We start from the raw sequence: 25,997 nt of genomic DNA on the forward strand, positions 1-25,997 counted from the left end.
CGATCCCCCCGTAAAACCTTTGCCAGATGATCAGACTATTTCAGCTGGGCGAACGGTTCCCCAAGTGCCCTATGAGTCACATGTGATGACGCCGCACCTGGCAAGGACACCACGGGCCGGCCACAGGCCAGCCGCACCCGGGACACAGGGCAAGGGCAACGAGTGCCCTCGGAGCGCCACCCTCCTAAGCCGGTAGGCGATCTTGGACCCAGGCGCCTGCATCTCGCCCAAGCTGCTCACTGAAAGCATCCACACCGGTACACCTTGAAAACTACCCAGCTCAGAGCTACCTGGTTGTTTTCATCTACTGACACCAGTGGCAGGAGCTGTAGCCGACGCTGAGCAGCACCGGCACACCGCGCCGCCGGGCCTCCTCGAACGCGTCGGAGGACCAGGGCCACCAGTCGACGGGGTTGTCGGCGTGCTGGAGCAGATACGGGGAAGTCTCATGAGCCAGGCGGTTCGGCATGTCTCCATCCTCTCCCAATGTGCCGCGGCAGTGCGGGAGCGCAGGGAGTTATCCACAGGCCTGCCGGAATCCGTGCGGACGCGGAACACTGTGCGTACGGCGAAGATCACCGCCGGAGACTGCTGGAACTGCTGGAACTGCTGGAGGGGGACGGCATGCCGGGCTCACTGACTGTGCTGCGCGACGGCCACCGTGCGGAAGCGGAAGCGCTGTTGACCAGAACCGTCGAGGAAGAGGTGCGGCGCTCGGGAGGGCGGCTCGACGGGGAGACGCTGATCGGCAGGGCCCGGTCGGCGCTGGAGGAGCTGGCGGGCAGCGCCGCCGAGGAGTACTCCGCCTATGTCCGGGCGCTGGACGAGGCGGCCGCCGGCCGGCCGGCCCTGGCAGAGCGGCTGTCCCGTAAGGAACTGGGGACTCCCGTGGTGGCGACTGCCGCGGCGGCGGTGGCGGCGTTCGGCACCGACCTCGCGTACGGCACGGGCACCGGCGCGGCGCTGGGGGTGGGCGCGGCCACGGTGGTGGCGGGCGCGGCGGCCACGGTCCTCAAGCTCACCGCGGGCCACTGGCCGGCCGCGCATCGTGAGGCGGGCAGGCGCGGTCAGCCCGGCGGAGCGGAGCAGCTGCGGCTTCAGTGGCTGACGGCGCTGGAGGTGCGCGGCATCCGGCCGTTCCTCGACCAGCAGCGGATGCTGACGGCGGCGGCCCGCGGCAGCGGCCCGGCGGCCACGTCCACCACGTCGAAGACCACCCGGGGGCCGCAGCTGCGCGGTGCGGACCGGAGCGCGGCGGCCCGGCAGCGGTCGGTACTGGAACATTCCTTCTCCCAACTGCCGCAGCCGGACGGCCCGTTCGCCGGCCGGCGGGCGGAGCTGACGCAGATCGCGCAGTGGGTGCACGCGGCCCGCGCGAGCACGGAGACCAGGCCGACGGTGGTGGTGCTGCACGGCGAGCCCGGCTCGGGGCGTACGGCCCTGGCGGTGCGGGCCACACACGAGCTGCGCGACCAGTTCCGCGGCGCCTGTGTGGTGGATCTGCACGGGGACACCCCCGGTGAGGTGCCGCTGCCGACCCGGGACGCGCTGCTGCATCTGCTCAACCGCCTGGGCGCACCGCGCGAGCAGCTGCTCTTCCGCGAGCGTCCCTCCCAGGAGCAGCACGTCAAGCGGCTCGTCGAGCTGTACCACCAGCACCTGACCGGACTGCCGGTGACGGTGCTGCTGGATGACGCCTCCGATCCGGAGCAGGTGCGGACCCTGGTGCCGGAGCGGTCCGACAGCCTGGTGCTGGTCACCTCCCGGGCGCCGCTGGACCTGCCCGCCGACCTGGAGGCATGGGTGCACCAGCTGCCCGTGGGCCCGCTCGACGCGGCGGGCACCGAAGAGCTGCTGCGTGCCGCCGCCGGCCCCGACGACGAGGCGTCGGACCAGACCGGGCCGTACGACGCCCGGGCGATCGAGGAGATCTCCGGGCTGTGTGCCGGACTGCCGCTGGCGCTGCGGGTGGCCGGGTCCTCGCTCGGCGCGCGCACCCCTGCCGCGCTGGCCGGGGATCTGGCGGCCGAGGGCTCGCTCGGACCGGTCGAGCGTGCGCTCGCGCTGCGCTACGCCGACCAGCCGGAGGCGGCCCGGCGGCTGCTGCGCCGGCTGGCGCTGGTGGGCCGGGCCAGCCTGGGGGCGGCGGCCGCGGCGGCCCTGCTGGGCGTCGGGAACGCGGAGGCGGAGCGGCAGCTGGCGGCGCTGGCCCGGGCCGGGCTGATCGAGCATGTGCGCGGCGAGCGCTATCGCATGCATGCGGTGGTGCACCGCTTTGCGCACGCCCGGCTGGAGGACGAGGAGGGCGCCGACGAGCGTGGCGCGGCCCAGGAGCGGCTGATCCGCGGCTATGCGGAGCTGGCCGACTCGGTCATCCGGCTGGTCGACGGCCGGACGTCCACCCGCGCCGACCGCTTCGGCTCGCACGGCTTCACGTCCCTGGACGCGGCCCTGCAATGGCTGGACGACGAGACCAGCTTCATCACGGCCGCGCTGCGCCATGCCGACCAGGGCGTCGACCAGGCGGCGGTCTCCCATCTGCTGGGCGCGCTGGCCGACTACTGCCTGCTGCGCGGCGACCTCTACCGGCTCGGCGAGCTGAGCGAACTGACCCGGGCCGTCGGCCAGGGGCTGCTGGCCCGCTCGGTGCAGTGGCGTACGGGTGTGGCAGCCCGCCAGCTCGGCGAACTGGACAAGGCGCGTACGACCCTGTCGTCGGTGGTCGATCTCTACTTCGAGGCACAGCACCCGGTGGGTGCCGCGCGTGCGCTGCGCGATCTGGGCATCACCCTTCAGCAGCAGGGCAATCTGACGGAGGCCGCGGCCAAGCTCCGCGAGGCGCTGGAATTGCAGTCCGCACCGGACATGCACGGCGACCGCGCCTGGACCCTGCACGCCCTGGCGGCGGTGGAGCGGGACCGGGCGCAGCTCGCCGACGCCATCGCCATGCTGCGGGAGTCCCTGGAGCTGCACGAGGAGAGCGAGAGCATCCACGGCCAGGCCTGGGCACACTTCCAGCTCGGCCAGGTGTATCTGCGGATGGGGGATGTGCCGCGGGCGGAGCGCGCCCTGCATGCGGCGCTGGAGCTCTACGGCCGTTCGCACGACGAGCGCGGCGCGGCCTGGGCGATGACGCAGCTGGCGCGCGCCCGGCTGGTGGACGGCGAGCCCGGGCCCGCCGTGGACCAGCTGCGGCAGGCGCTGCCGCTGCACCATCAGCACGAGGACGCCCGTGGTGAGGCCTGGACGATGTACTACCTGGGCCAGGCGCTGGAGGAACGCGGCGAACACGATGTGGCGCTAAGGCAGTTGGAGCGCTCACGGACGATGTTCAGCCGGATGCAGGACGGCTACGGACTGGCGTGTGCCCGGCACCACTCAGGAAGGGTCACCCGCGATCTGCGGGCGGAGCAGACCGGATCGCTGCGCAACAGCGGCTTCGCCCGGCAGCTGCTTCAGGACGCGCGTAAGGACTTCCAGCGGATAGGGGTGCCCCACGGGGAGGCGTGGTCCTGCCTGGAGCTGGTGATCATCGACGCCGGGAACGGCCGGGCCTCGCAGGCACTGGAGCTGGCCGACGAGGCGGCCCGGATATTCGCCGGCTACGGCGACCGCCGGGGCGAGGACTGGGCCCGGTTCCTGCGCTGCACACTGCTGCCGTTCGCCTCACCGGGCGGCTCCGTGGTGGGCACGGCCGTCGCCCAGGAGGAGCTGGCGCAGCTGATCCGGGAGAAGCATCCGACCCGCGATTCGAAGCTGGAGGACTGCGCGGAGGCGTTCGGGCTGCTGCTGGAGCGCGGCGTCGAGCCGGAAACGGGATGGCAGGCCTGGCGGCTGGGCATGGTGCCGAACCGCCATGCGCGCGAGGTGATGGGGGTGGTGGTCGCGCCGGGCGCGGACGAATGAGGAGCGGTGCGGACGAGTGACGAGGACCGAGGACGAGTGAGGGTGCCGGCTCGCTGACCGCTTGGGTCAGCGAGCCGCCGGGCCGGTCAGCCGGCCTGAGCCATTCGGCCGGCCCTCGACCGCCACCCGGTCCGTGTGGACCGGCAGCCCTGCGCGGCGGGCCGGTGCGCAGCAGCCCACCGATGCCCGCTGCGGCGGCCCCGTCGGCCGCTCCCTCAGGTGGTCTTCGGCTTCGCAGCCGTGGAGGAGGCCGGGGCTCCGGTCCCCGTCCCACCCTCCTCCGGCTGCTCCTCGAAGTCCACCTTCCTCATGTGCTTGTTCATGGACTTCATCAGCAGCCACACGGCGCCGCCGATGACCGCGAAGACGATGAAGCCGAGGACGCCGGGGGTCACCTTGTTCTTGTCGAAGCTGTCGGCAAGGGTGACGAAGTGCGTCAGGGCGAGGGTGCTGGTCGCGCTCATCATGGGCTCAATTGTTGCGGATGCCCGCGAAGAGGTCGTCCTCGGGGAGGGAAGTGTCCACGAGCGACTTGGCGAGCTCGTACTCCTCCGTCGGCCAGACCTCGCGCTGGATGTCCATCGGGACCCGGAACCAGCCCCCGTCGGGGTCGATCTGGGTGGCGTGCGCGATCAGCGCCTTGTCGCGGATCTCGAAGAACTCGTCGCACGGGATGTAGGTGGTCAGCGTGCGCTCGCGCTGCTCGAACTGCTTCCAGCGCTCCAGCCACTCCCCGTAGGGCGAGTCCAGGCCGCGGGCGATCAGCGCCTCGTGCAGCGCGATCGTGCGCGGCTTGTTGAAGCCCTGGTTGTAGTAGAGCTTCTGGGGCTGCCAGGGCTCGCCGGCCTCCGGGTACTTCTCCGGGTCGCCGGCCGCCTCGAAGGCCACCATCGTGATCTTGTGGGTCATGATGTGGTCCGGGTGCGGATAGCCGCCGTTCTCGTCGTAGGTCGTGATGACCTGCGGCTTGAACTCCCGGATCAACTTGACCAGCCGCTCGGCCGCCACCTCGACGTCCTGCAATGCGAAGCAGCCCTCGGGCAGCGGCGGCAGCGGGTCGCCCTCGGGCAGCCCGGAGTCGACAAAGCCCAGCCACTCCTGCTTGACGCCCAGGATCTCCCGGGCCTCGTCCATTTCCTTCTTGCGTACCTCGTGGATGTGCTCCTCGATGTACGGGTCTCCCTGGAGCTTGGGGTTGAGGATGGAGCCTCGCTCACCGCCCGTGCAGGTGACGACCAGCACGTCCACCCCCTCGGACACGTACTTGGCCATGGTGGCCGCACCCTTGCTCGACTCGTCGTCGGGGTGGGCGTGCACCGCCATCAAACGCAGCTGCTCAGTCAAGACTCGATCCTCAGTTAAGGGCCGGAGAAGATGCCTCCTATAGTGACCGAAGCGAGGGGGCGCTGTATTCCCTGGGGCGGGGACCCCCCGGGGGTTCATGGTCCAGGTCCCCGTACCAGGAGGATGGATCATGACCGCGGTGCGCGAAGGGCTCCCCGACGGACGCTACGGCCGCTCCGCGGACCAGCGCGCGGACCGCAAGCTCAAGATCATCGGAGCGGTGCTCGGCGCCGCGCTGCTGGGCGTGGTCGCCTGGTCGGGCATCTCGTACATCACGGGGCAGGAGCTCAGCGGCAGAGTGATCACCTGGGATGCGGTCTCCGACCACACCGTCAAGGTGCACCTCGAGGTCGTCAAGGAGCCGGACGCCAAGGGCGTGTGCACGCTCCGCTCACAGGCCGAGGACGGCTCCGAGGTCGGCCGCAAGGACGTCACCGTCGACCGGCGCACGGCCCAGGTGGACACCGAGGTCACGGTGCGTACGACGAAGCGGGCGACCACTGCGGTGCTGGTCGGCTGCACGGTGTCCGGCAACGGCTGACCCGCGCACGGCCCGCGCGCAACCCCCCGTGGGCCACCCACGAGCCCCCGCTCACCACGGGGCGTGTCGTGACCGCCTCTGATCAGGGATGATGCGTTCCTGTGCCACGACTGTGAATTTCCTCTTCCCCGTTTTGTGCCGGAATTGTTAGGCTCGTGGTTTCGCCCACCCGTGAAGGCGCAAACCTTCCTGGTAGGGCGTTTGATTTATCCCCAGTACCGACGAGGAGCACCTGTGACCCAGACCAGCGAGAACGTCACCTGGCTGACCCAGGAGGCGTATGACCAGCTCAAGGCCGAGCTGGAGCACCTGTCTGGTCCCGCACGCGCCGAGATCACCCAGAAGATCGCGGCGGCCCGCGAGGAAGGTGACCTGAAGGAGAACGCCGGGTACCACGCGGCCAAGGAAGAGCAGGGCAAGCAGGAGGCCCGCGTCCGGCAGCTCACCCAGCTGCTGCAGTCCGCGAAGGTCGGCGAGGCCCCTGCTGCCAACGGCGTCGTCGCTCCCGGCATGGTCGTCACCATCGCGTTCGACGGGGACCCGGACGACACGCTCGAGTTCCTTCTGGCCTCGCGGGAGTACGCGAGCTCGGACATCGAGACCTACTCCCCGCAGTCGCCGCTGGGCACGGGCGTGAACGGCAAGAAGATCGGCGCCGATGCGGAGTACGAGCTCCCCAACGGCAAGAAGGCCAGCGTCAAGATCCTTGACGCCAAGCCGTACTCCGGCTGACGCGGTCACGGCTGACGCCGCAGACCGGCGAGGCCGCGTTCTGACGGCCACCGCCCCCGCGGACCTCGAAGCGGCCCGGAGCACCTGTCTCCGGGCCGCTTCGCCATGCCGTGTGCCGTATGCCGTTACGGCCGTATGTCTCATGCCGTAGGGCCGTGTGCCTGCCGTGCCGGGCACCGTAGGCCGTGCCGTACGCCTCCCGCGCGCCCGGCACGTATGTCCTCAGGCCGTGGCCGACCGGTACTTGCGGACCGCCAGCGTCCGGAAGGCCGCGATGATCAGCACGGACCAGATCACCGACGCGAGCACCGGATGCTCCATCGGCCAGGCACCGGTCACCGACTTGGGCACCCCGTCGATCGTGTTGCCGAACAGCTCACGCGCCGCGGCCACGGTCGCGCTGAACGGGTTCCACTCGGCGACATGCTGGAGGAACACCGGCATGCCGTTGACCGGCACGAACGCGTTGGAGATGAAAGTCAGCGGGAAGAGCCAGATCAGCCCGCCGGAGGTGGCCGCCTCGGGCGTACGCACCGAGAGGCCGATCAGCGCGCCGATCCACGAGAAGGCGTAGCCGAGCAGGAGCAGCAGCGCGAAGCCGGCCAGCACCTCGGCGATGTTCTCGTGGGTGCGCCAGCCGATCAGCAGCGCGACCACCGCAAGCACCACCAGGGTCAGCGCGGTCTGGACCAGGTCGGCGAGGGTCCGCCCGGTGAGCACCGCGCCACGGGACATCGGCAGCGACCGGAACCGGTCGATCAGCCCCTTGTGCATGTCGTCGGCGATGCCCGCGCCCGCCCCCGCGGTGGCGAAGGTCACGGTCTGCGCGAAGATCCCGGCCATCAGGAACTCGCGATACGCCTGGGCGTCGCCGACCGGGGCGCCGGGGATGTTGATGGAGCCGCCGAAGACATAGGTGAACAGCACCACGAACATGATCGGCTGGATCAGCCCGAAGATCACCACCTCGGGGATCCGCAGCATCCGGATCAGATTGCGCTTGGCGACGACGAGCGAGTCGCGTACGGAGCGGCTGACACCGCCGCGGGTCAGCGGGGCCCTTACGGGCGCTTCACCGGCCGTATCGGTCACCGTGGTCACTTCACGCCCTCCTTCTGCCGCCCGAGGCCGGATCTGCCGCCGGCCGTCCCGTCCGCGCCCGCCGCGGCGCCGTTCCCGCGCTTCCCGCCCTTCCCGCCGTGAACGCCGTTCTCGCCGCTGTCGTCGGCGCTCTCGGCGGCGTGCCCGGTCAGCGAGATGAAGACGTCGTCGAGGGTCGGCCGGCGCAGCCCGATGTCGTCGATCTCCACGCCCCGCATGTCCAGTTCGCGGATGACCTCGGCGAGCAGCTTGGCGCCGCCGGTGACGGGGACCGTGAGCTTGCGGATATGCGGTTCGACGGTGCCCTCACCCTTGCCGAAGCCGCGCAGGACCTCGTCGGCGACCCTGAGGTGTTCGGGGGCGTGCACCACGACCTCGACGCGCTCGCCGCCGGTGCGCGCCTTGAGCTGGTCGGAGGTACCGCGGGCGATGACCTTGCCGTGGTCGACGACGCAGATGTCGTGGGCCAGACGGTCGGCCTCCTCCAGGTACTGGGTGGTCAGCAGCAAGGTGGTGCCGCCCGCGACCAGCTCCTGGATGACGTCCCACAGGGCCTGGCGGTTGCGCGGGTCCAGGCCGGTGGTCGGCTCGTCCATGAACATCACGGGCGGGCTGACGACCAGCGCGGCCGCGAGGTCGAGCCGGCGGCGCATACCGCCGGAGTAGGTCTTTGCGGTGCGGTCGGCCGCGTCGCCGAGATGGAAGCGCTCCAGCAGTTCAGCGGCCCGGCGCTTCGCGTCGCGACCGCTCATCTGGTAGAGCTGGCCGACCATCACCAGGTTCTCGCGGCCGGTCAAGTACTCGTCCACGGCGGCGAATTGGCCGGAGAGGCCGATCGACCGGCGCACCTTGTCGGGGTGCGCCAGCACATCGATACCGGCGACCTCCGCCTTGCCCCGGTCGGGCCGGAGCAGGGTCGTCAGGACCCGTACGGCGGTGGTCTTGCCAGCACCGTTGGGGCCGAGCATTCCGAGGACGGTTCCTTCGGGAACGTCGAGGTCGACGCCGTCCAGTGCCCTCACGTCGCCGAAGGTCTTCACCAGACCTTCGGCGTAAATGGCGCCTGGCATAGGGGTACTCCCATGGCTTGGGTCAGTTCCAGGTCGAATATTACGTTTGGCGGTCTATACCTGCCTTGTGGGTATTTGTCCGCAGCGGGGCGCCCTCGTGCACCGGCACCCCGCAGCCGCGATGCTACTCCGAGACGCGATACATCGCGATAGAATTTCGATTCCTGGGCGGAGGGCACCGCGAGGGCATGGCAGATGGCTTCGCGTGGCCTGGGCGGCCGCTCGTCCCGAGCCGGGCGGCGGCCCGTCCTGACGCGGGTGGCCGCCCGCGCCGTCACTCCGCGGCGACGTACCCCGCCTCGGCGAGCGCCCTGCGCACCTCGTCGCAGTGCGCCGGCCCCTTGGTCTCCAGGTGGAGCTCCACCTCGACCTCGGTGAGCCCGAGCCGCGGATCCGTCCGCACATGCCCGATGTCGAGGACGTTCGCATCGACCACCGTCAGCACCCCCAGCAGCGTCTCCAGCGCCCCCGGCCGGTCCGTCAGCCGCAGCCGCAGCGAGAGGTAGCGGCCCCCGGCCGCCATGCCGAACCGCAGGATGCGCTGCATCAGCAGCGGGTCGACATTCCCGCCGGACAGCACCGCCACCACCGGCCCCTCGAAGGACTCCGGGTCGGCGAGCAGCGCCGCCACCGGGCTCGCCCCGGCCGGCTCCACCACCAGCTTCGCCCGCTCCAGGCACAGCAGCAGGGCGCTGGAGAGCTGGTCCTCGCTGACCGTACGGACCTCGTCCACCAGCTCCCGGACGAGGTCGAAGGTCACCTCGCCCGGCCGGCCGACCTTGATCCCGTCCGCCATCGTCGACAGCGCCTCGATCGCCACCGGCCGCCCGGCCGCCAGCGACGGCGGATAGCAGGCGGCGCCCGCCGCCTGCACCCCGACGACCCTCACATCCGGCCGCAGCGCCTTGACCGCGAGCGCGATCCCCGCCACGAGTCCACCGCCGCCGACCCCGACGACGATGGTGCGCACCTCCGGGCACTGTTCCAGGATCTCCAGGCCGACCGTGCCCTGGCCGGCGATGATGTCGCGGTGATCGAAGGGGTGGATGAAGACCGCGCCGGTCTCCCGCGCATACTCCTGCGCGGCGGCCAGGGTCTCGTCCACCACCTGGCCGTGCATCCGCACCTCCGCGCCGTATTCACGGGTCGCGGCGACCTTCGGCAGCGGCGCGCCGACCGGCATGAACACCGTCGAGCGCACCCCCAGCAGCGACGCCGCGAGCGCCACGCCCTGCGCGTGGTTGCCCGCGCTCGCGGCCACCACACCGGCGGCGCGCTCCTCCGCGGAGAGGCCGGCGATCCGTACGTAGGCGCCACGGATCTTGAAGGAGCCGGTGCGCTGGAGGTTCTCGCACTTGAGGTGGACGGGGGCACCGACCAGCCCGGACAGATAGCGGCTGCCCTCCATCGCGGTGGCCCGGGTGACGCCGGAGAGGATCTTGTGCGCCTCACGTACGTCATCGACCGTGATCGGGGCGCCGGTGAGCGGTGCCTCGGCGGGATGCGGACGGTCGCCGGGACGCGGACCGTCGGCAGGGAGCGGACCGTCGCCGGGGAGCGGGGATGCGGAGATCTCGTGTATCCCGTGTGACCGGTGGGTCTCGTGTGTCCCGTGGTTCCCCTGGGTCTCGTGGGCCTCGCGTGTCCCGTGGTTCCCTTGGGTCTCGTGCGGCGTGCGCGGCGTAGGAGCTGCCATGCCGCCAGTCTCGCAGTTCGGCCACCGCCCGGCCCGTCCGTCCAATGGGCGGGCAGGGGTTACAGGGCGTTATCGGATTGGGCAGCGCAGGTACGCTCCGCGCCGGGTCCGCGTACGCTGTCCTCCCATCCATACGCACTTCCATCGAAGCGAGCTCCCGGCCATGCCCACCTCTTCGGACATGACGACCCACACCGATCCCGCTCTCCTCGACGCGCTGCAGCACCAAGTGGCCGTCTTCGCCCGCCGCGCCGAACAGAGCCGGCTCGGCGGTGTCGGGCAGGCGCGCAACTCCATGGACCGCGCCGCCTACCTGCTGCTCAACCGCCTGGACCAGGAAGGCCCGATGGGCGTCAAGGCGCTGGCCGCCGGTATGGGCATCGACTCCTCGACGGTCACCCGTCAGGTCGCCCCGCTGGTCGACTCCGGGCTGGTCAGCCGCGCCACCCACCCCGAGGACGGGCGCGCCGTGGTGCTCCAGCTGTCCGAGCGCGGACGCGCCCGGCTGGACGAGGTCCGCGCCTCGCGCCGCGCGCTGATGGCCCTGGTGACGGAGGGGTGGTCGGAGGAGGACCGCGAGGCCTTCACCGCCCTGCTGACCCGCTTCAACGCCTCCCTCGCCGACATCACCGCGTCCTTGACGCCGATGGGTTCGAGCTCCTGACGCGGTGGGGCCGGCCGGGGCCCCCTTCGTTCAACTCACCCCGTCATGTCGCCCTGCCGGATCGCGCGCCCCGCTTCCCCGCGCCGGCGCCTGCCGGACCCGCCATGCCTGACCGGACCCGCCACGCCCCAGCCTGCCGAAACCGTCAAGCCCGTCAAGCCTCTTGACCGGGTGGCCGCACTGCCGTGCTATAGGAGCCCACGGGGTCGGGTGTCCCTCATCGGGGAGGCGCGGTGCGAGAGCGGCGGATTGCGCAGCAGCGCCGCCACGCCCGGGAGTTCGAGTCTCCCCCAGCTACCGCTGGGAGGTGCCCCCAGTGTCGGGCGCGGCGGGCCGACTGCTGCATGCCGCCACCCTGCTGACCGGTGAGCCGGCGTCCCGACCCGCCCCGGCCGCCGAGGAGTTGCTGACCTGCGCACTGGCGCGGACGTACGCCGACTGGGACCGGCTGCGCGGCGACGACCCGTACGAACACACCCGTCGGGAGTTGGCCACCCGTTTCGCCCGTACCGCCTGGCGGCACCGCCGGCCCCGGGGCGGTCTCCTGGACCGGCTCACCCCACGGGAGCGGCTGGTCCTGGTCCTGCGGCTCTACGAGGGCGTCGCCGAGGAGCAGACCGCGGCCCAACTCGGCCTGCCCGCCGACCGGGTCCGCTCATGGTGCCTGCACGCGGTCGCCGAACTGCGCAGCCGCCGCCCAGAGCCGGAGCCAACGGCCTCATGAGCCCACCCGACACGAGCACGCCGGGTACGGGCCCAGCGGGTACGGGCCCGCCACGTACGGGCACGCCGGGCACGCCAGGCACGCCGGGCACGGGCCCACCCGAAAGCCGCCTTCCCGACACCGACGTCCCCGGCACCGACCTCCCCGGCACCGTCCCCGACCGCAAGGTGGCGGAGGTACGGCGGATGCTGGCCGGGCCGCATCCGCCCGTACCGCCCGGTCTGGCCGCCCGGGCCACCACCCGGGGCCGTCGCCTCCTCGCCCACCGCCGGCTGCTGCGCCGCATCGGCTGGCTGCTCGCGCTCCTGGCGCTGACGGCACTGACCTGGGCGGCGCTGACCCGGCCCTGGCTGCCGCCGCCGTCCCTCACCACCCCTCCGCTGAAGGGGTGGTGAGGCGGAGGATCGGCTGAGGCACGGCGGCCGCGGCACCTGCCGACGCACCCCGGACCGTCAGCCCAGCGCCTGGGTGAGGTCGGCCAGCAGATCGTCGGCGGACTCGATGCCGACCGAGAGGCGTACGAGGTCGTTGGGGACCTCCAGCGCCGAGCCGGCCGTCGAGGCATGGGTCATCCGCCCCGGGTGCTCGATCAGCGACTCGACGCCGCCCAGCGACTCACCGAGGGTGAACAGCTGGGCCCGGTTGCACACCTCGACCGCCGCCTCCTCACCGCCCGCGACCTGGAACGACACCATGCCACCGAAGGCACGCATCTGCTTGGCGGCGACCTCGTGGCCGGGGTGCTCGGAAAGCCCCGGGTAGAAGACGCGGGTCACCTTCTTGTGGGAGGTGAGCAGCTCCGCGAGGCGCGCGGCGTTGGCGCTGTGCCGGTCCATCCGCACGGCCAGGGTCTTGATGCCACGCATCACCAGCCAGGCGTCGAAGGGGCCGGCGATCGCGCCCATCGCGTTCTGGTGGTAGGCCAGTTCCTCGCCGAGGGTGTCGTCGTTGACGACCAGGGCGCCGCCGACCACGTCCGAGTGACCGCCCATGTACTTGGTCGTGGAGTAGACGACCACATCCGCGCCGAGGGCGAGCGGCTGCTGGAGGTAGGGGCTGGCGAAGGTGTTGTCGACGACGAGCTTGGCGCCGGCCTCCCGGGCCACGGCGGACAGCGCCGCGATGTCGCTGATGCCGAGCAGCGGGTTGCTGGGCGTCTCCACCCAGATCGCCTTCGTACGGGGCCGCAGCGTCTCACGTACGGCCTGCGGGTCGGAGGTGTCGGCCACCGACCACTCCACGCCCCACCGCTCGACGACCTTGGCGAAGAGGCGGAACGTTCCGCCATAGGCATCGTTGGGGATGACGACATGGTCGCCGGGGGCCAGGAGGGTCCGCAGCAGGCAGTCCTCGGCGGCGAGGCCGGAGGCGAAGGCCAGACCGCGACGGCCACCGTCGAGGGCGGCAAGGTTCTCCTCCAGGGCGGTACGGGTCGGGTTGGCGCTGCGGCTGTACTCGTAGCCGCCGCGCAGCCCGCCCACGCCGTCCTGCTTGTACGTGGAAACCTGGTAGATGGGCGGCACCACCGCGCCGGTGGCCTCGTCGGGCTCCTGGCCTGCGTGGATGGCAAGGGTTTCAAAATGCTGGTGGCGCTGGTCGCGCAGTTCGCTCATGCCTGCCGAGGGTAGTACCCCGCGCAAGAGGCCTTCCCGGAACTTTCTGGTTGGCTTGATAGTGGATACATACGAGGCGTCGCACACTGGTTCCCGCCGCGTCACCTCAGCCCCACCCGCCGCCATCCGCACCGCTACGGGTAGCCACCACGGCCGGCCACTACGAGTAGCCGCCGACCGGCAGCCCGTACAGGCCACCGTCACAAGTGGTCGCCACAGACAGCCGTTACAGGTACAGGACACCCCACATGGACGCTCTGCTGGTTCTCTTCGCCGCGCTCGCGCTCGGCGGCCTCGTCTTCCTCCCCTGGATGCGACGCCGGCGGGCCGTCCAGCACACCCGGCAGGGCCTGGTGGTGGCCTCCGACCCGATGGCGGGCTACGGCTTCGTACCGCTCGAAGAGCTCGACGTCCGGCTGCCGGGCCCCGACCAGGAGCTGGAGGACGCGCTGACCGAGATGCGGCGGACGCACGACTGGCGGCCGGCCGCCGAACTGCTGAAGTCCACCGGCGACGACTGGGAGCGCCGCTGGCAGCGGGTGCAGACGCTGGCCGGCGCGGCCGCGTTCGAGCTGGCCGCGGGCGGGACGGAGGAGGCCGGCGGCCCCCGCACCGGCGGCATCTGGCTGCGCACCTGGCGTGCGGAGGCGCCCAAGGACGCCGGCGGTGCCCAGACGCACGCCCAGTTCCTCGTCGTCCAGGCGCTGCGCGACCCCGGCTCCCAGGACTTCCGCATGATCCTCGAAGAGGCCCGTACGGTCTGCCGGGAGGCGGCGCTGCTGGCCCCGGGCAGCCCGATCCCGTACATCACCGAGCTCGCCGTCGCCCGCGGCCTGGGCGACCGCCCCGCCGACTACGAGGAGCTGTGGTCCAAGGTCGTCCAGCGCGCCCCGCACCTCATGGGTGCCCACCTGGCTGCCCTCCCCTACTGGTCCGAGAAGTGGCACGGATCCCGTAAGGAGGCCGAGGCCTTCGCCGAGCGCGCCGCGTCCACCGCACCCGCCAAGACCCTCCTCCCGGCGCTCCCCCTCTTCGCGGTCTACGAGCACCTCCCCGAGGCCAATATGGTCCGCAGCCTCTACCAGAGCGCGGTCGTCGAGCGCGCCATCGAGGGCGCCCACTTCGCGCTGCGCGAGGCCCCTGCCGACCACCCCATGGCCCCGCACGTCCGCCATCTCCTGGTCTGGTTCCTCGTCCGCGCCGAGCGCTACGCCGAGGCCATGGAGCAGCTGCGCCTCGTCGACGGCCACGTGGGCGCCGTCCCCTGGTCCTACGGCCGCAGCCCCGCCGCCGAATACGCCGCCTACCGCGCCCTGGCCATCGCCGGCTGGGAACAGCTCGGCGGCACCTCCGCAAACCTCCCGCCCGAGCGGCCGTAACTCGTCGGCACCCCTCATCCCGCCCCCCTTCATCCTTCATCCTTCATCCCGGATCTTCCGGCGGAATGCCCCGGCCCCCCGCAGCGTTGACCCCACAAGCCGGCCCGTTGCCTCCCCGTCCCCGCCCCACGTCCACGTCCGCTTCTGCTTCCCTCGCCCTGGAGTGATCCTGATGCTGTTCTCCCGCTTCAAGACCCACCTCCCCACCCCCGAGGAAGCGCTCGCAGGCCGCCCCGAGCCGGCCTTCGCCGTTCCCGACCGGCACACCGTCCTCGGCAACCCCCTGCTCGGCCCGTATCCGGAAGGCCTGGAGATCGCCGACTTCGGCCTGGGCTGCTTCTGGGGGGCCGAGCGGAAGTTCTGGCAGACCGAGGGCGTATGGACCACCCTCGTCGGCTACCAGGGCGGACACACCCCGAACCCCACCTACGAAGAGGTCTGCACCGGCCACACCGGCCACACCGAGGCCGTCCGCGTCGTCCACGACCCGGCAGTGGTCCCCTACACCGCCCTCCTGAAGCTCTTCTGGGAGTCCCACGACCCCACCCAGGGCTTCCGCCAGGGCAACGACGTCGGCACCCAGTACCGCTCCGCCATCTACACCCACTCCCCCGCCCAGCAACAGGCCGCCGAAGCCTCCCGCGACGCCTACCGCACCGTCCTCCACAACTCCGGCTACACCGACATCACCACCGAAATCCTCCCCGCCACCCCGGCCCGCCCCTTCTACCCGGCCGAGGCCTACCACCAGCAGTACCTTTCAAGCAGCAAAAACCCGAACGGGTACTGCGGGGTGGGCGGGACGGGCGTCTCTTGCCCGATCGGCGTGGCCAGGGCTGATGGCTGAGCAACTGTCGCCGGAAGCCACGGCGACGCTGCGGGCGCTGCTGGCCGGCTCGGATCCGGTGAGCAGCGCCCTGCTGGCCCAGATTCCCCACACGCGCGTGGTGGGCAGGTGTGGGTGCGGTTGCGTGACGGTCGATCTGGAAGTGGACCGTACGGCAGCGGCTCCTGCGCCGTCGCACGACAATCCGGCCGTGGATGGCGGGTACGACGCCCCGTACTCGGCTGGCGTCCTCGTCTGCACCAAAGGCGGCTACCTCTCCGCCCTGGAGATCTACTCAGTCTCCGACGAACCGATCACCGCATGGCCGGACCCCCGCTTCATCGAACGATGAGCAACTGAGCGCACGCACCAGCAGTACCTCGACAAGAACCCGGCGGGGTACTGCGGGATCGGGGGGACGGGCGTGAGCTGTCCGGTGGGTGTGGCACCGGCAGAGGACTGACGACGTCGAGTGGGCTTCAGAACTGTGCTGTCGGGCACTACTGCCCGCTCGGCTTCAATGTGGGCTGCGACGCACACTTCTGCCTGAGGATCCCGGTGCCCCTGGCACGGCGGTGCCTGACGCGCCCGGGCGACGGCCGACGGTCCTACGGAATGAACAAGTCCGCCAGATAGGTCGGTTTGGCCTCTATCTCCGCATAGCGCCCGGTCTCCTTCGACCAAGCGACGTTCCCGGCGGTGAGCGCGTGGAAGTCCCTGACACAGCGGAGCGCGTCGGCGACGACGTCGTCGGCGAGGCCGGAACGTGTCAGACGTCCGGGCAGGACCTGTTCGAGATCGAGGATGCGCTGGACGTATCCGGCCTGCATCAGGGCCACTCGCTCCACCGCCTCCTGGAGGCTGCACCGGTGATGGTGGCTGATCACCGTGACGGCGTTGAACGCATAGTCATGGGCGAGTTCTTTGGGCAGCGAGTAAAGATCATTGATGCAGGCATTCGCGTAGATCACTGCCTCGCGCACGTCCGCGAAGGCCGGGTTCGCATACAGTTCGTCGGACAGGTCCACACCGGTACCGATTTCCATCAGGTCCAAGACGGCGTCGAATGCGAATGAGGCGCGGCGGTGGGCGAGATATTGCTGCAAGCCTGGTACACGCCCTTCCTCACGATGAATCATATCGGCCCGGTAGCTGTCGAAATACCACAACAGGTGCGGGACAAATCTTCGCTGCCATACGGAAGAACGGACAGCCGTCGTACGGCGCCACAGATCGGCCAGGGAACGCGCCAGTCGCCCAGCCGTAACGTTCCCGTCGAAGACGGCGAACAACGGGCCGAACGCCTCCCGCCACTGCTCGGGCTGGTAGCCGCGCACCGGGTCGTCGTCGAACTGGTCGTCCAACTGGAACAGCCACGCGTTCCACTGGGTGATCAGCGTCAGCGCCTCCCGTGAGGCGTTCGGGCACAGCCACGCGGTGAGCCGGTCCACACGAGTGCGCTGCACATGCCGGCGTGCCTCCTCGGTGGGCGCCAGACCGAACTCGTCCAACCACGCCTCAGTGGCCGCCGTGACCTCCTGGAGTTCCGGATTGAGCGCTGCCGGTACGGGTATGCAAAGATCCGGGATCCGGAGATTTTCCATACGTCAGCCCACTTCTCGGTATTTCTCTGCTATTCGCGACATCCAGCGACGTGCGGCATGCCAAGGCCCGCATACACCATGGCCAGGCAATCCCAACCACCGATGCAAATTACCCTGCCCGTCGTTGACGTTCGACAGAGGTCTCGTCTCTTTGGCATTCTTGCGTTGTGTCGGGCAGCACACGGACCCGGATAAATCGGTTGGCCGTGGAGACAAGTATCCGGCGGTCCAAGCGAGTTGAGGACAAGCCGGGTCAGGCCCGGGTCAGGCCCGGGTCAGCTGCGGCGGCCGGGCCTGTTCAGACGAGCCAGGAGCAGAGCGACATCGTCCCCCAGGCCGTGATCCCTCTCTGTACCGGCAAGGAGGTCGTCGACAACGTTCTCCAGGTCCGCCGTGGGAGCCCCTCGCAGACCCCGGAGGAACCTCTCGATGCCCTGGTCGATGTCCTTGTTCACGGCCTCCAGCAAGCCGTCGGTGGTCAGCGCGATCACGCTGCCCGGTGCGATGCGCAGGCGGGTGGTCGGGTACCGCTGCTGCCGGTCGATGCCCAGGGGGAGGCCGCCGGGGACCTCCAGGAGGCGCGGCGGCTTGCGGGGTGTGATCAGCGCTGGGGCCGGATGGCCCGCCCGGCACACCCGGAGCGTTCCGTCGGAGGGGGTGAGTGCGAGGTAGCAGCACGTGGCGAACAGGGCCCTGTCCGGGTCGGTGTTCAGCTCGGCCAGCAGGCGGTTGGTGCGTTCCAGGACGGCCGCGGGAGGGTGTCCTTCGCTCGCGTAGGCGTGCACGGCGGTGCGCAGCCGCCCCATGAGAGACGCGGCGTGAACGCTGTGTCCCTGCACATCTCCTATGACCAGAGCCACGCCACCGTCGGGCAGGCTGATGGCGTCGTACCAGTCGCCACCGATCCACATGCCGGAGGTGGCGGCCTGGTAGCGGGCGGCGATGGTCACACCCGGCACCGTGAGCGGCCCGCGCGGCAGCATGCCGCGCTGGAGCTCGGTCGCGAGTGCGTGCTCCGACTCGTACATGCCGGCTCGCTCCAGTGACTGGGCGAGCAGTCCCATGGCGGCGACCAGGAGGGCCCGCTCCTCGGGCAGGAATTCCTGCGGCTCGGGAAAACTGACGAGGCAGGAACTGACGCGGCCGCGCGAGTCCGTGAGCGGCAGTGCCGCCCACGCCTGTCGGGCCGACTGCGCGCACGGTGCCAGGTGCGGATAGCGGGTCATCAGCGCGTCCGCGGAGCCGATGAGGACGGGCGCCCTACGGTCGAGTGACTCCTCCACGAGTGTGCGGGCCGTCGCCTCGAGGACTCGCATGGAGTCCTCGCCCTGCTCGTCGTCGGCGCACGCGGCGACGACGGTCAACCGGTCCCCCTCCGGGGCGATCACCGCCAGCGCGTCCGCTCCGAAGGTATGCAGCCCTGCCTGTGCGGCGGCCATGATGTCCTTGACCGTCACCGCGGCGGCCAGACCAGCGGTGAGCTCCTGCATCCAGCGATCACGGCTGGCCCGCTCGTACAGCCGCCGCCTCTCCGCTTCGTGGCGCTCATGGACGGCCGTGGTGTCCATGACCACTCCGACCATGCGGGCCGGCAGCCCGTCGGCACCGGGCAGGACGCGGCCCCGGGCTTCCAGGGACCGGTGCCGGCCGTCGTCAGAGGTGACGCGGTACTCGATCTGGTAGTTGCCGCAGGATTCCGCTATCAGCCCCAAGGCCTCGCGCACATCGGCCAGATCGGACTCGTGTACTGCGGACAGGAAGCTCGAGATGTCCGACGGGCCGTTCTCGGGCATACCGTGCAGGGCGAGGGTGAGCGGATCGCAGCTCACCTCGCCAGTGGCGATCTCCCAGCAGAAGAAACCCGCCTGCACGATGCTCGCGCTGGCCTGGAAGTCGACAGGATGGGACTCATCCTCCCGAAATACAGCAGTACGCACCGGCTCGACGTCTTTCACTGGATCTCCCTGCCGCGGCGTGAGCTACTTCTCTCCGAGGAGCCGACCGTGCTCGACAGGATGGGCCACGCAGTGTAGTGGGCGGCCGATGGAAACCAGCCAGTCAGGCGACTCAAGAGTCCGCGGGACTGCGACACCGTTCCCTCCTAGATGTGAACGGGCTTTTGCAGCGGAGTGTGCTCCCGCCCTTCCAGGGAAGATCGCCGAACCGACCTGGCTGTGGCCGGATCGTGCGCATGGTAGTAACTTTCCGGATCTTGCGCTAGACGCCCCACCTGGCAGACCGCGTCGGCCGGGCAAGCGAACGCGTTCCTCCGCCCGGCCCACGCCGGTCGCTGAACGCGGCACCACAGGTGGGTCCTGGCGTCGCGCCTGGGATCGCGCCCGCCAAGAGGCTGCTGTGCCGCAAGCGATGGGGCGCGTCCGGCGACAGCGACAGCCTCTTCCGACTCGCCGGGGCGAGCGGCGGCCGCCCCGAGCGTAAGCCGGGCTGCGGCTACACGCATGGGCGAGACCCCAATACCGTCCGGGCCCCGGCTCGGGGCCTGGTGCCCCGGGCCGCCGGGCAAGGAACAGGCAAGTGCGTGTCGGTGTGTCAACCCGTGCGTCAACCAGACTGCGGCGCAAAGGAGTTGAGTTGCCTGGGCTGGTTGGTCGCGTTGCTTCAGAGGAAGTAGAGGTCTTCCATCGTGCGGACAGCATCCTCGGTGTGGCGGACACGGAACGCCGCAGCCTGGATGTCGGGAAGGTTCCACGGGTCGGCAGCCCCCAGGGCCAGAGCAGCCAGGGCAGACCACTCGGTCTCCCCGGGCTCGTCCTCCTCCAGGTCGATCCCGGCGTCTTCCAGCATCTCGGCCGTCAGCGCCAAAGAAGCGATCACCGCATCCGGGTCGCCTGTGACGACGAACGGTTCGTCACCGGGCCAGCCGCTGGCGTGGAACATGGCGCCGTCCGGCAGCCACACGATGTCCTCGGTGTGGTCGGCGCCCCCGTAGAAGTGGACCCGGCCGACGATCCGCGCGTCGGGAAACCGCTCCCGCAAGGCCTTGGCCTCATGCAGTAGCGGGGTGTCGTTGCCGTTGTCGGCGAACGCCGGATCGTAGACGCCCAGGACAGGGCCCCATGCACCGGCCTGGATGACGTCCAGGTCGGCGCGGGTGTCTGGCTCGGGTGTGTGGAGCGCGGTGCAGGACCCGGCGTCTTCGAGGATCTCTTCGACGGTGCTGATGGAGGAGGCGAACTCGGCTGCCCGCCCCGGGTCGTTGGCAGGCAGCGCACCGGCACCGAACGGGGGCTCCAGGACGGTGAGGTTGCAGTGGCCCATGGAGCCGCGCACTATCCGATCGGCCGGTGACGTCCAGAAGTCGTTGACGGTCATGGCGGTCACCGTAGCGGCCGCGGCTCACCGCCGGTTCTCCAGCGCCGCGCATCCGGCGCTTCACCCACGCCTGTTGGAGGTCACCTTGATGTCAGCTGTAGATGTGCCAGCGGCCTTCATCCAGGGTCCAGATCCAGATCACGAGAGCACAACGCTCACCGCTTCCGCCCTCAAACGCGAGTGCCGTGAGGTGCCGCGACGACCGTCGATCTGGTGGCGGACCGTGCTGCACGGCACCGCCGGCCCGGCGCACGGTGGTGCTCTGCGCGGGCTCTCGATTCTTCTCGGCGTACGGGGCCGTCGCTCGTCAGGTCACCCGACCACGCTGGTCTCGTCGAGCTTGCAGATCGATGCGGTGGATTCGATGCCGTTTTCATGCAGCAGATGGCGCATGCGCGCGATGTCCAGGTAGGCGTCGTCGAGGGGATGCCGGGCCAGTCGCGAGAGTGCAGTGGCGTACTTGGCGATCGAGCACTTGCCGGGGATGAATATCGACAGTTCGTCCCGGGCCTCGAAGGTCTGCACCTCAACGTCGCCGGGCAGAGCCTCGACCGCTTTCCCGTCCGCCGTGACGGGGATCTTCACCACCCAGAGCCCCATGCCGGGGGCGAGGCCCTGCCTCCTGTGCTCCGCGGCGCCGGCCAAGGTTCGCCAAGGGGTACCCGACACAACCGCTCCGCACGACTCGACGGTCTTCACCAGGTCCTGAACGGCGGCGGTGACGGCGGCATGGACGTCGTCCCACTCGCACTGGTTGCGCAACAGGGCCGACGACTCGGGCACCGGCTTCGACACCACGGTCATCTCGGGCACGTGGCGCAGGCGGACCTCCGGCCACGAAGGGAACAACTCCCGCGCGTCGCTGATCGCCTCGTCCTGAGCCCGCCGCTGGCGCTGCACCTCCACACTGTGCTGCTGCAACAGGGCGGGAGCCGCGTCCGGCTCGTCGAGAGCACGCCGGACGAGCTCGACACTCATCCCCGTGCCGCGCAGGACGGTGATCAGCATGGCCCGTTCGACCTGGTCAAACGTGTACGAGCGGTAGCCGTTCTGCTCGTTGACGTCGGCCGGGACGAGCAAACCCTCAGCGTGGTAGAACCGCAACGTCTGCGGCGACAGATGGCACATTTGGCTGAAATCGCTGATGGACAACATGGCTCCATGTTCGCCCTTACAGCAACTGCAAGGTCAAGCGCCGAGTATGCGGCGCAGGGCAGCCTGTGTCCGGTGTGCGGGCGGGGCGGCTGGACGCAGACACGCGTGGTCACCCTGACTCCTGTCTGCGGCCCATGTCCGGTCCTGAGCATCTGACTCCGGATCACCGCATGGTGCCCTACGGGCCCTCGCCGAGGCCGATGTTGACCCGGATGCTGGTGAGCGGTCGTGGTTGTCGGCCATCGGCGCCCGGTGGCCGAGGAGGTGGGGCCAATCGCCGCTCGCACATTGCCGCTTGTGGGCTCAGCCAGGCTGGTCACCGGGGGAACCGGGTCCGGCGCTCCGGCTGTGCTGAGGGGCAGGACAGGCACAGGAAAGTCAGGCGTCCTGAAGGATCGACAACACCACAAGACACAGTGCCAACGAAGCCGCGGCGCCGGCCCCGCCCCACGTGACGAGGCGCGGCCGGTCGTTCCGTCGACCGTGCACCCTGACAGCCAAGCCGGTGTACATGGCCACCAGGTTCAGCGCCGTCAGCCACACTCGCGTCCCATTGGTGACGGAGAGATAGACGAGCACCCAGGGCACCACCAGAGCCAGCCCGAACATGACGTGCGTGAAGACCCTGCTCTCCCGGCGCATCATCTCGTCCGCAGGTCCGAGCGGTTCCAGATCCGGCAGTTCGGGACTCACAAGGATTCCTTCCACAACGTCCACAGCCGTACTACACGGCTGCACCTACACCAGTCGCCCAGCGAAAGGAGTTCCGGTGCACCACCCTGGGTTCGAACCCTATCGGCCGCAAGCAACGCCCTGTCGGCGTCGAAGACCTGGGCCCAAGCGGTCGAAGAGGTCACCCTGAACTTCCGTACCGGACCGCCTCATTGGGCCCTGGGGCGGAAGAGACCCCGAGCCGTCGCCGGAGATCGCTGGGTACAGAATGGCTCGTTGGCCAAGGCCGGCGCGGCGGGTCTGCCCGCCTGAAGCCGGGGACGCAGATCCCGGCCAGGCGCCCTGCCCGCCACGGGCAGAGCGAAAAGTCGGGTCAGGCGCCGTCGGTTCGGGTCGCGGTGACCGCCACCGTTGTGTAAGGCATCGTGAAGCTGCCGCCCAGGGCGTCGATTGCGGTTCCGACGTCGTTCAGGATCTCTGTCAGCTTGTCCGGGGGGAGGCGGGTGAGGGCGCCGTGTGTGGGTAGTTGGTCGAGCCATGCCTCGCGGGTGTAGGACCACTGCCAGTCGAAGCGCCACTGCTCCGGGCGGCTGAAGGCGCCGACCTCTTGGATCCCATTGGTGGCCTTGGTGAAGAGCGGCCGGTATCCGTCCATGGCTTGCTTCGTCGTTGCCTGGAGGTTGAACGGCGCGTCGGGCATCACCCGTCGGCAGGCCGCGGCGAAGGCTTCCGTCACGGCGGGCGGGGGCTGGCCCACGTTCCAGAAGGCGGCCAGCAGACCGCCGGGACGCAGTACCTGCGCCGCCTTGGCCGCGCCGGCGACCGGGTCCACCCAGTGCCAGGTCTGTCCGGAGACGACCGCGTCGAAGTCCCGGCCGGCCGGGTCCCAGGCCTCGAACGCGGCCACCTCGGCCTCAACTCCGCTGCGCCGCGCCAGGTCTGCCATCCGTGCATCGACGTCGACGCCGAGGACCCGGCAGCCGGCTGCCTGGAACTGCCGGGCGGCGATGCCGGTGCCGCACCCGACGTCGAGGACGTCGGGGAGGTCGGGGGCGTCGGGGGCGTCGGGGACGGGGCCGGCGGCGATGATCGCCTGCACCATGGCGTCGGGGTAGCGGGGGCGGGCCCGGTCGTAGCGCGCGGCGTCCGTGCCGAACGACCCTGCTATTTCCCGGTGTTGATGAGGTTCGTTCTCGGTGCGGGGTGCTCGCTCAGGCGGTAAAGTGGGCATGCGCCCACTATGGTGGGCACATGCCCACTCGTCAACCGGGTGGGCACCGAGAAGGAAGGGCGGGATTGCGGTGCCGACAGGGGTGGCGATGCGGGATGCGCGGGAGCAGTTGTTCGGCGCGGCCGAGCGCGTCCTGCTCCGGGACGGGCCGAACGCGCTGACCAGCCGGGCGGTCACCACGGAGGCAGGCTGCGCCAAGGGGGTCCTGCACCGGCACTTCGCCGACTTCGACGCCTTCCTCGCCGAGCTCGTACGGGACCGGATCACCCGGCTCGACGAACAGGCCGCCGCCCTGCGGGACTCGGCAGGGACCGGCACCGTCGCCGACCACCTCACCGGTGCGCTGACGGACCTCTTCGGGACGGTCGCCGTGGCCATCGTCGGCCTCGTTACGTCGCGGGACGAGCTGCGCGCCCGGTTGCGCCGGACCACGCCCACGGGCGTACCCGTACTGACGGAGGCGACGGCCGTGATCGCCGCCTATCTCACCACCGAGCGCGAACTGGGGCGCATCGCGGCGGATGCCGACGTCGACGCCCTCGCTCCCACGCTGATCGGCGCGGGGCACCTGCTCTTCGCCGACCGGAAGGGCGCCCCGCCGGAGGTCGGCGCCGTCCGCCAGGTCGTGACAACGGTCCTCGCCGGCGTCGTACGAGAACCGAGGGGATGACTCTCTCCGCCGCTGTCAGGTTGCTCGTCGACGGTCCTACAGTCGGGTGCCATGGACTGGGTCGAGCGGGTGGGGAATCTGCGTCAGTGGACGCGCAACGGGGCTCGGGCGCCGCACAAACCGCTGTTGATGCTGTATGCCCTGGGGCAGTTCAGGCGGCATCCGGGCGGGGCCATGCGCTACTCGGACGTCGAGCAGGATCTGCGGGAGCTGTTGCAGGACTACGGGCCCCCGCACCAGACGTCGCCGTCCTATCCGTTCCACCATCTCGTCAGCGACGGGGTCTGGGACGTACGTACGGACGCGGGTGACGGCAGCCCGGGATCGGGTGTGCAGATGCTCCGGGAGAGCGGTGCGCGGGGACGGCTGGCTCCGGGGCTGCGGGCTGCGCTCGCCTCGGATCCGGCGCTGCTCGGGCGGCTGACGCACCTGCTGCTGGACGTGCACTTCCCGCCGTCGACCCACCCGGACATCGCTGCTGCCGTGGGGCTGGAGCTGGAGCCCGCCGCCGGGACGCCGCTCGGCTCCGGGCCGGCGGGCGAGCGCCGGCGGGCGGTCGAGCTGCGCAGGGATGTGCTGATCGCTTACGAGTACCGCTGCGCGTTCTGCGGCTTCGACGGGGCGATCGGACGGGTTCCGGTCGGACTGGAGGCCGCGCACGTCCAGTGGTGGTCCTTCCGGGGGCCCGACGAACTCTCCAACTGCCTCTGCCTGTGCTCCCTGCACCACAAGCTGTTCGACAGAGGCGCGCTGGGCCTGGACGCCGGCCGGCGCATCACGGTCTCCCAGGAGTTCGTCGGCCGCGGTGCCGCCGCGCGGAGTCAGGTCCTCGGCCTCAGCGGCCGGGCCCTCATCGGGCCGCAGAACGGCAGCGCCCAGGTTTGCCCGGAACGCATCCGGTGGCATACGGCGCAGGTGTTCCGCGGTGAGCCACGGATACCCGCGCAGGTGTGAAACGGCAGGGCGCGCGGCCTGTGCGGTGTTTGCAGGCCGCGCGCCCTTCTGAATGTCTAGCCGGCCGTGGAGCGCTGCGCGGGGGCCGTGGTCCGAGTGCCGCTGCCCGTGGCCGGAGTTCCGGTGCCTGTGGCCGGAGTACCGGTGGTGGTGGCGGTGTTGCGGAGGCGCCGGCGCTTGGTCAGGAGGATGGCGGTCCGGGTGAGGACCATGGCGAGGGACATGAAGACGAAGGCGTTTGCGTAGACGTCGGGGCCGCTCAGCTGGTTGTCGATGCTGAAGCGGACGAGATCGGCGGCGAACCAGTGCTCGGAGCCGTAGCTGAAGAGGACGCGGGCGCTGGAGAGGACGATCCACAAGGCCGCGTAGCCGAAGCCGCCGGTGGTGTAGATCTCGCCGTCGGTGCCTCGGTGGGCGGGGAGCAGGGCACCGGCGACCAGGCCGCAGATCACGCCGACGCCGACGCCGATGAGCTGGAAGGACGGGGCATTCCCTGACGTGGGGAGGGAGTGGACGAAGAGCGCGATGATGAGGGCGACCGCGATCACTGAACGCAGCATGCGCATGTTCGTGACCCGGCGGAGGCCCAGGTCGGTGGCGAGGATAATGACCAGGATCGTTCCGCTGGCAATGAGTGCGGTCAGGAATGGGCTCATCGGTTACGGGGCCTTCTGATAGCGGTGGTTGCGTTTGCTGCGGTTGCTGTGTTCGCTGCGGTTGCTGTGTGTTGCGGTTGCCGCGTTTGTTGCGGTGGTTGGGGTGGTTGCGGTGGCTGGGGCGAC

General features: G+C 70.3%; 23 protein-coding genes and 3 pseudogenes. 12 read left to right on the top strand and 14 right to left on the bottom strand.

Annotated elements, in window-relative coordinates:
* Positions 1–310: 310 nt before the first annotated feature.
* A pseudogene (locus tag ACZ55A_RS09575) lies at positions 311–469 on the bottom strand (DUF255 domain-containing protein); the annotation flags it as partial.
* 155 nt (positions 470–624) lie between these two features.
* Between ACZ55A_RS09575 and ACZ55A_RS09580 the strand changes: the two are divergent.
* On the top strand, positions 625–3,906 hold the full coding sequence (locus ACZ55A_RS09580; protein WP_468836753.1) for a tetratricopeptide repeat protein: 3,282 nt from the start codon (positions 625–627) through the stop codon (positions 3,904–3,906).
* Between the two features lie 215 nt (positions 3,907–4,121).
* Here ACZ55A_RS09580 and ACZ55A_RS09585 read toward each other — a convergent pair whose 3' ends face one another.
* Together ACZ55A_RS09585 and mca are read right to left on the bottom strand one after the other, a co-directional pair.
* On the bottom strand, positions 4,122–4,373 hold the full coding sequence (locus tag ACZ55A_RS09585) for an RAMP4 family protein (protein WP_468836755.1): 252 nt from the start codon (positions 4,371–4,373) through the stop codon (positions 4,122–4,124).
* Positions 4,374–4,377: 4 nt separating this feature from the next.
* Positions 4,378–5,250: a mycothiol conjugate amidase Mca gene (gene mca, locus ACZ55A_RS09590; protein WP_468836757.1), complete on the bottom strand. Its 873-nt coding sequence runs from the start codon at positions 5,248–5,250 to the stop codon at positions 4,378–4,380.
* A 130-nt stretch (positions 5,251–5,380) separates the two neighbouring features.
* Between mca and ACZ55A_RS09595 the strand changes: the two genes are divergently transcribed.
* Together ACZ55A_RS09595 and greA are read left to right on the top strand one after the other, a co-directional pair.
* Positions 5,381–5,791 carry a DUF4307 domain-containing protein gene (locus ACZ55A_RS09595; protein ID WP_468836759.1) on the top strand — a complete coding sequence of 137 codons (411 nt, stop codon included), beginning with the start codon at positions 5,381–5,383 and terminating at the stop codon, positions 5,789–5,791.
* Between the two features lie 234 nt (positions 5,792–6,025).
* The gene (gene greA, locus ACZ55A_RS09600) at positions 6,026–6,523 is read left to right on the top strand and encodes a transcription elongation factor GreA (protein ID WP_468836761.1); all 498 of its coding nucleotides are present in this window, start codon (positions 6,026–6,028) and stop codon (positions 6,521–6,523) included.
* Between the two features lie 222 nt (positions 6,524–6,745).
* On the opposite strand, the gene ACZ55A_RS09605 is transcribed toward greA, so the two are convergent.
* The 3 genes from ACZ55A_RS09605 to ilvA all read right to left on the bottom strand — a co-directional run bounded on the left by ACZ55A_RS09605 (position 6,746) and on the right by ilvA (position 10,390).
* Positions 6,746–7,624, bottom strand: a complete 879-nt coding sequence (locus ACZ55A_RS09605; RefSeq protein WP_468836763.1) for an ABC transporter permease — start codon at positions 7,622–7,624, stop codon at positions 6,746–6,748.
* The gene (locus tag ACZ55A_RS09610) at positions 7,621–8,694 is read right to left on the bottom strand and encodes an ATP-binding cassette domain-containing protein (protein WP_468836765.1); all 1,074 of its coding nucleotides are present in this window, start codon (positions 8,692–8,694) and stop codon (positions 7,621–7,623) included. Before ACZ55A_RS09610 ends, ACZ55A_RS09605 begins: the two co-directional genes overlap by 4 nt.
* Before the next feature lie 274 nt (positions 8,695–8,968).
* Complete coding sequence (gene ilvA, locus ACZ55A_RS09615; protein ID WP_468836767.1) at positions 8,969–10,390, bottom strand: threonine ammonia-lyase; 1,422 nt, start codon at positions 10,388–10,390, stop codon at positions 8,969–8,971.
* Positions 10,391–10,553: 163 nt separating this feature from the next.
* Here ilvA and ACZ55A_RS09620 point away from each other — a divergent pair, with 163 nt between their 5' ends.
* The 3 genes and pseudogenes from ACZ55A_RS09620 to ACZ55A_RS09630 all read left to right on the top strand — a co-directional run bounded on the left by ACZ55A_RS09620 (position 10,554) and on the right by ACZ55A_RS09630 (position 12,173).
* Complete coding sequence (locus ACZ55A_RS09620) at positions 10,554–11,054, top strand: MarR family winged helix-turn-helix transcriptional regulator (RefSeq protein ID WP_468836769.1); 501 nt, start codon at positions 10,554–10,556, stop codon at positions 11,052–11,054.
* Positions 11,055–11,287: 233 nt separating this feature from the next.
* Positions 11,288–11,778: pseudogene (locus ACZ55A_RS09625) on the top strand (sigma factor-like helix-turn-helix DNA-binding protein).
* A complete protein-coding gene (locus ACZ55A_RS09630; RefSeq protein WP_468836771.1) occupies positions 11,775–12,173 on the top strand; it encodes a hypothetical protein in 399 nt (132 codons plus the stop codon). Before ACZ55A_RS09625 ends, ACZ55A_RS09630 begins: the two are co-directional and overlap by 4 nt.
* Positions 12,174–12,230: 57 nt before the next feature.
* Here the strand turns inward: ACZ55A_RS09630 and ACZ55A_RS09635 are convergent, their stop codons facing one another.
* Positions 12,231–13,391, bottom strand: a complete 1,161-nt coding sequence (locus ACZ55A_RS09635) for a cystathionine gamma-synthase (RefSeq protein WP_468836773.1) — start codon at positions 13,389–13,391, stop codon at positions 12,231–12,233.
* A 248-nt stretch (positions 13,392–13,639) separates the two neighbouring features.
* Between ACZ55A_RS09635 and ACZ55A_RS09640 the strand changes: the two genes are divergently transcribed.
* The 4 genes and pseudogenes from ACZ55A_RS09640 to ACZ55A_RS09655 form a co-directional block, all read left to right on the top strand.
* Positions 13,640–14,770 (top strand): hypothetical protein, encoded by a 1,131-nt coding sequence (locus tag ACZ55A_RS09640; RefSeq protein ID WP_468836775.1) that lies wholly within the window; start codon positions 13,640–13,642, stop codon positions 14,768–14,770.
* A 172-nt stretch (positions 14,771–14,942) separates the two neighbouring features.
* Complete coding sequence (gene msrA, locus ACZ55A_RS09645; RefSeq protein ID WP_468836777.1) at positions 14,943–15,617, top strand: peptide-methionine (S)-S-oxide reductase MsrA; 675 nt, start codon at positions 14,943–14,945, stop codon at positions 15,615–15,617.
* On the top strand, positions 15,610–15,948 hold the full coding sequence (locus ACZ55A_RS09650; RefSeq protein ID WP_403146937.1) for a hypothetical protein: 339 nt from the start codon (positions 15,610–15,612) through the stop codon (positions 15,946–15,948). Before msrA ends, ACZ55A_RS09650 begins: the two co-directional genes overlap by 8 nt.
* Before the next feature lie 6 nt (positions 15,949–15,954).
* Positions 15,955–16,059 (top strand): annotated as a pseudogene (locus ACZ55A_RS09655) (peptide-methionine (S)-S-oxide reductase MsrA); the annotation flags it as partial.
* A 145-nt stretch (positions 16,060–16,204) separates the two neighbouring features.
* On the opposite strand, the gene ACZ55A_RS09660 reads toward ACZ55A_RS09655, so the two are convergent.
* The 6 genes from ACZ55A_RS09660 to ACZ55A_RS09685 form a co-directional block, all read right to left on the bottom strand.
* On the bottom strand, positions 16,205–17,200 hold the full coding sequence (locus tag ACZ55A_RS09660; protein WP_468836779.1) for a terpene synthase family protein: 996 nt from the start codon (positions 17,198–17,200) through the stop codon (positions 16,205–16,207).
* A gap of 275 nt (positions 17,201–17,475) precedes the next feature.
* Positions 17,476–19,155: a PP2C family protein-serine/threonine phosphatase gene (locus ACZ55A_RS09665; protein WP_468836781.1), complete on the bottom strand. Its 1,680-nt coding sequence runs from the start codon at positions 19,153–19,155 to the stop codon at positions 17,476–17,478.
* A gap of 664 nt (positions 19,156–19,819) precedes the next feature.
* Positions 19,820–20,533, bottom strand: a complete 714-nt coding sequence (locus ACZ55A_RS09670; RefSeq protein WP_468836783.1) for a DUF6333 family protein — start codon at positions 20,531–20,533, stop codon at positions 19,820–19,822.
* 312 nt (positions 20,534–20,845) lie between these two features.
* Positions 20,846–21,688 carry a MerR family transcriptional regulator gene (locus tag ACZ55A_RS09675; RefSeq protein ID WP_468836785.1) on the bottom strand — a complete coding sequence of 281 codons (843 nt, stop codon included), beginning with the start codon at positions 21,686–21,688 and terminating at the stop codon, positions 20,846–20,848.
* A gap of 378 nt (positions 21,689–22,066) precedes the next feature.
* Positions 22,067–22,381, bottom strand: coding sequence for a hypothetical protein (locus ACZ55A_RS09680; protein WP_468836787.1), 315 nt, complete (start codon positions 22,379–22,381; stop codon positions 22,067–22,069).
* 352 nt (positions 22,382–22,733) lie between these two features.
* The gene (locus ACZ55A_RS09685; protein WP_468836789.1) at positions 22,734–23,591 is read right to left on the bottom strand and encodes a class I SAM-dependent methyltransferase; all 858 of its coding nucleotides are present in this window, start codon (positions 23,589–23,591) and stop codon (positions 22,734–22,736) included.
* A gap of 70 nt (positions 23,592–23,661) precedes the next feature.
* On the opposite strand from ACZ55A_RS09685, the gene ACZ55A_RS09690 reads away from it, so the two are divergent.
* Positions 23,662–24,261 (top strand): TetR/AcrR family transcriptional regulator, encoded by a 600-nt coding sequence (locus tag ACZ55A_RS09690; RefSeq protein ID WP_468836791.1) that lies wholly within the window; start codon positions 23,662–23,664, stop codon positions 24,259–24,261.
* A 51-nt stretch (positions 24,262–24,312) separates the two neighbouring features.
* Positions 24,313–25,215 (top strand): phosphorothioated DNA-binding restriction endonuclease, encoded by a 903-nt coding sequence (locus ACZ55A_RS09695; RefSeq protein WP_468836793.1) that lies wholly within the window; start codon positions 24,313–24,315, stop codon positions 25,213–25,215.
* 56 nt (positions 25,216–25,271) lie between these two features.
* Here ACZ55A_RS09695 and ACZ55A_RS09700 read toward each other — a convergent pair whose 3' ends face one another.
* Positions 25,272–25,871, bottom strand: a complete 600-nt coding sequence (locus ACZ55A_RS09700) for a hypothetical protein (protein WP_468836795.1) — start codon at positions 25,869–25,871, stop codon at positions 25,272–25,274.
* Positions 25,872–25,997: the final 126 nt, after the last annotated feature.

The sequence above is a fragment of the Streptomyces sp. NPDC034111 genome (genome assembly GCF_055575375.1).

Coding starts and splice junctions, on each gene's coding strand:
- ACZ55A_RS09595 (WP_468836759.1), top strand. CDS start 5,381: ATGACCGCGGTGCGCGAAGGGCTCCCCGACGGACGCTACGGCCGCTCC.
- ACZ55A_RS09580 (WP_468836753.1), top strand. CDS start 625: ATGCCGGGCTCACTGACTGTGCTGCGCGACGGCCACCGTGCGGAAGCG.
- msrA (WP_468836777.1), top strand. CDS start 14,943: ATGCTGTTCTCCCGCTTCAAGACCCACCTCCCCACCCCCGAGGAAGCG.
- ACZ55A_RS09675 (WP_468836785.1), bottom strand. CDS start 21,688: ATGTTGTCCATCAGCGATTTCAGCCAAATGTGCCATCTGTCGCCGCAG.
- ACZ55A_RS09660 (WP_468836779.1), bottom strand. CDS start 17,200: ATGGAAAATCTCCGGATCCCGGATCTTTGCATACCCGTACCGGCAGCG.
- ACZ55A_RS09640 (WP_468836775.1), top strand. CDS start 13,640: ATGGACGCTCTGCTGGTTCTCTTCGCCGCGCTCGCGCTCGGCGGCCTC.
- ACZ55A_RS09585 (WP_468836755.1), bottom strand. CDS start 4,373: ATGATGAGCGCGACCAGCACCCTCGCCCTGACGCACTTCGTCACCCTT.
- ACZ55A_RS09695 (WP_468836793.1), top strand. CDS start 24,313: ATGGACTGGGTCGAGCGGGTGGGGAATCTGCGTCAGTGGACGCGCAAC.
- ACZ55A_RS09670 (WP_468836783.1), bottom strand. CDS start 20,533: ATGACCGTCAACGACTTCTGGACGTCACCGGCCGATCGGATAGTGCGC.
- ilvA (WP_468836767.1), bottom strand. CDS start 10,390: ATGGCAGCTCCTACGCCGCGCACGCCGCACGAGACCCAAGGGAACCAC.
- ACZ55A_RS09685 (WP_468836789.1), bottom strand. CDS start 23,591: ATGCCCACTTTACCGCCTGAGCGAGCACCCCGCACCGAGAACGAACCT.
- ACZ55A_RS09635 (WP_468836773.1), bottom strand. CDS start 13,391: ATGAGCGAACTGCGCGACCAGCGCCACCAGCATTTTGAAACCCTTGCC.
- ACZ55A_RS09650 (WP_403146937.1), top strand. CDS start 15,610: ATGGCTGAGCAACTGTCGCCGGAAGCCACGGCGACGCTGCGGGCGCTG.
- ACZ55A_RS09620 (WP_468836769.1), top strand. CDS start 10,554: ATGCCCACCTCTTCGGACATGACGACCCACACCGATCCCGCTCTCCTC.
- ACZ55A_RS09610 (WP_468836765.1), bottom strand. CDS start 8,694: ATGCCAGGCGCCATTTACGCCGAAGGTCTGGTGAAGACCTTCGGCGAC.
- ACZ55A_RS09700 (WP_468836795.1), bottom strand. CDS start 25,871: ATGAGCCCATTCCTGACCGCACTCATTGCCAGCGGAACGATCCTGGTC.
- ACZ55A_RS09630 (WP_468836771.1), top strand. CDS start 11,775: ATGAGCCCACCCGACACGAGCACGCCGGGTACGGGCCCAGCGGGTACG.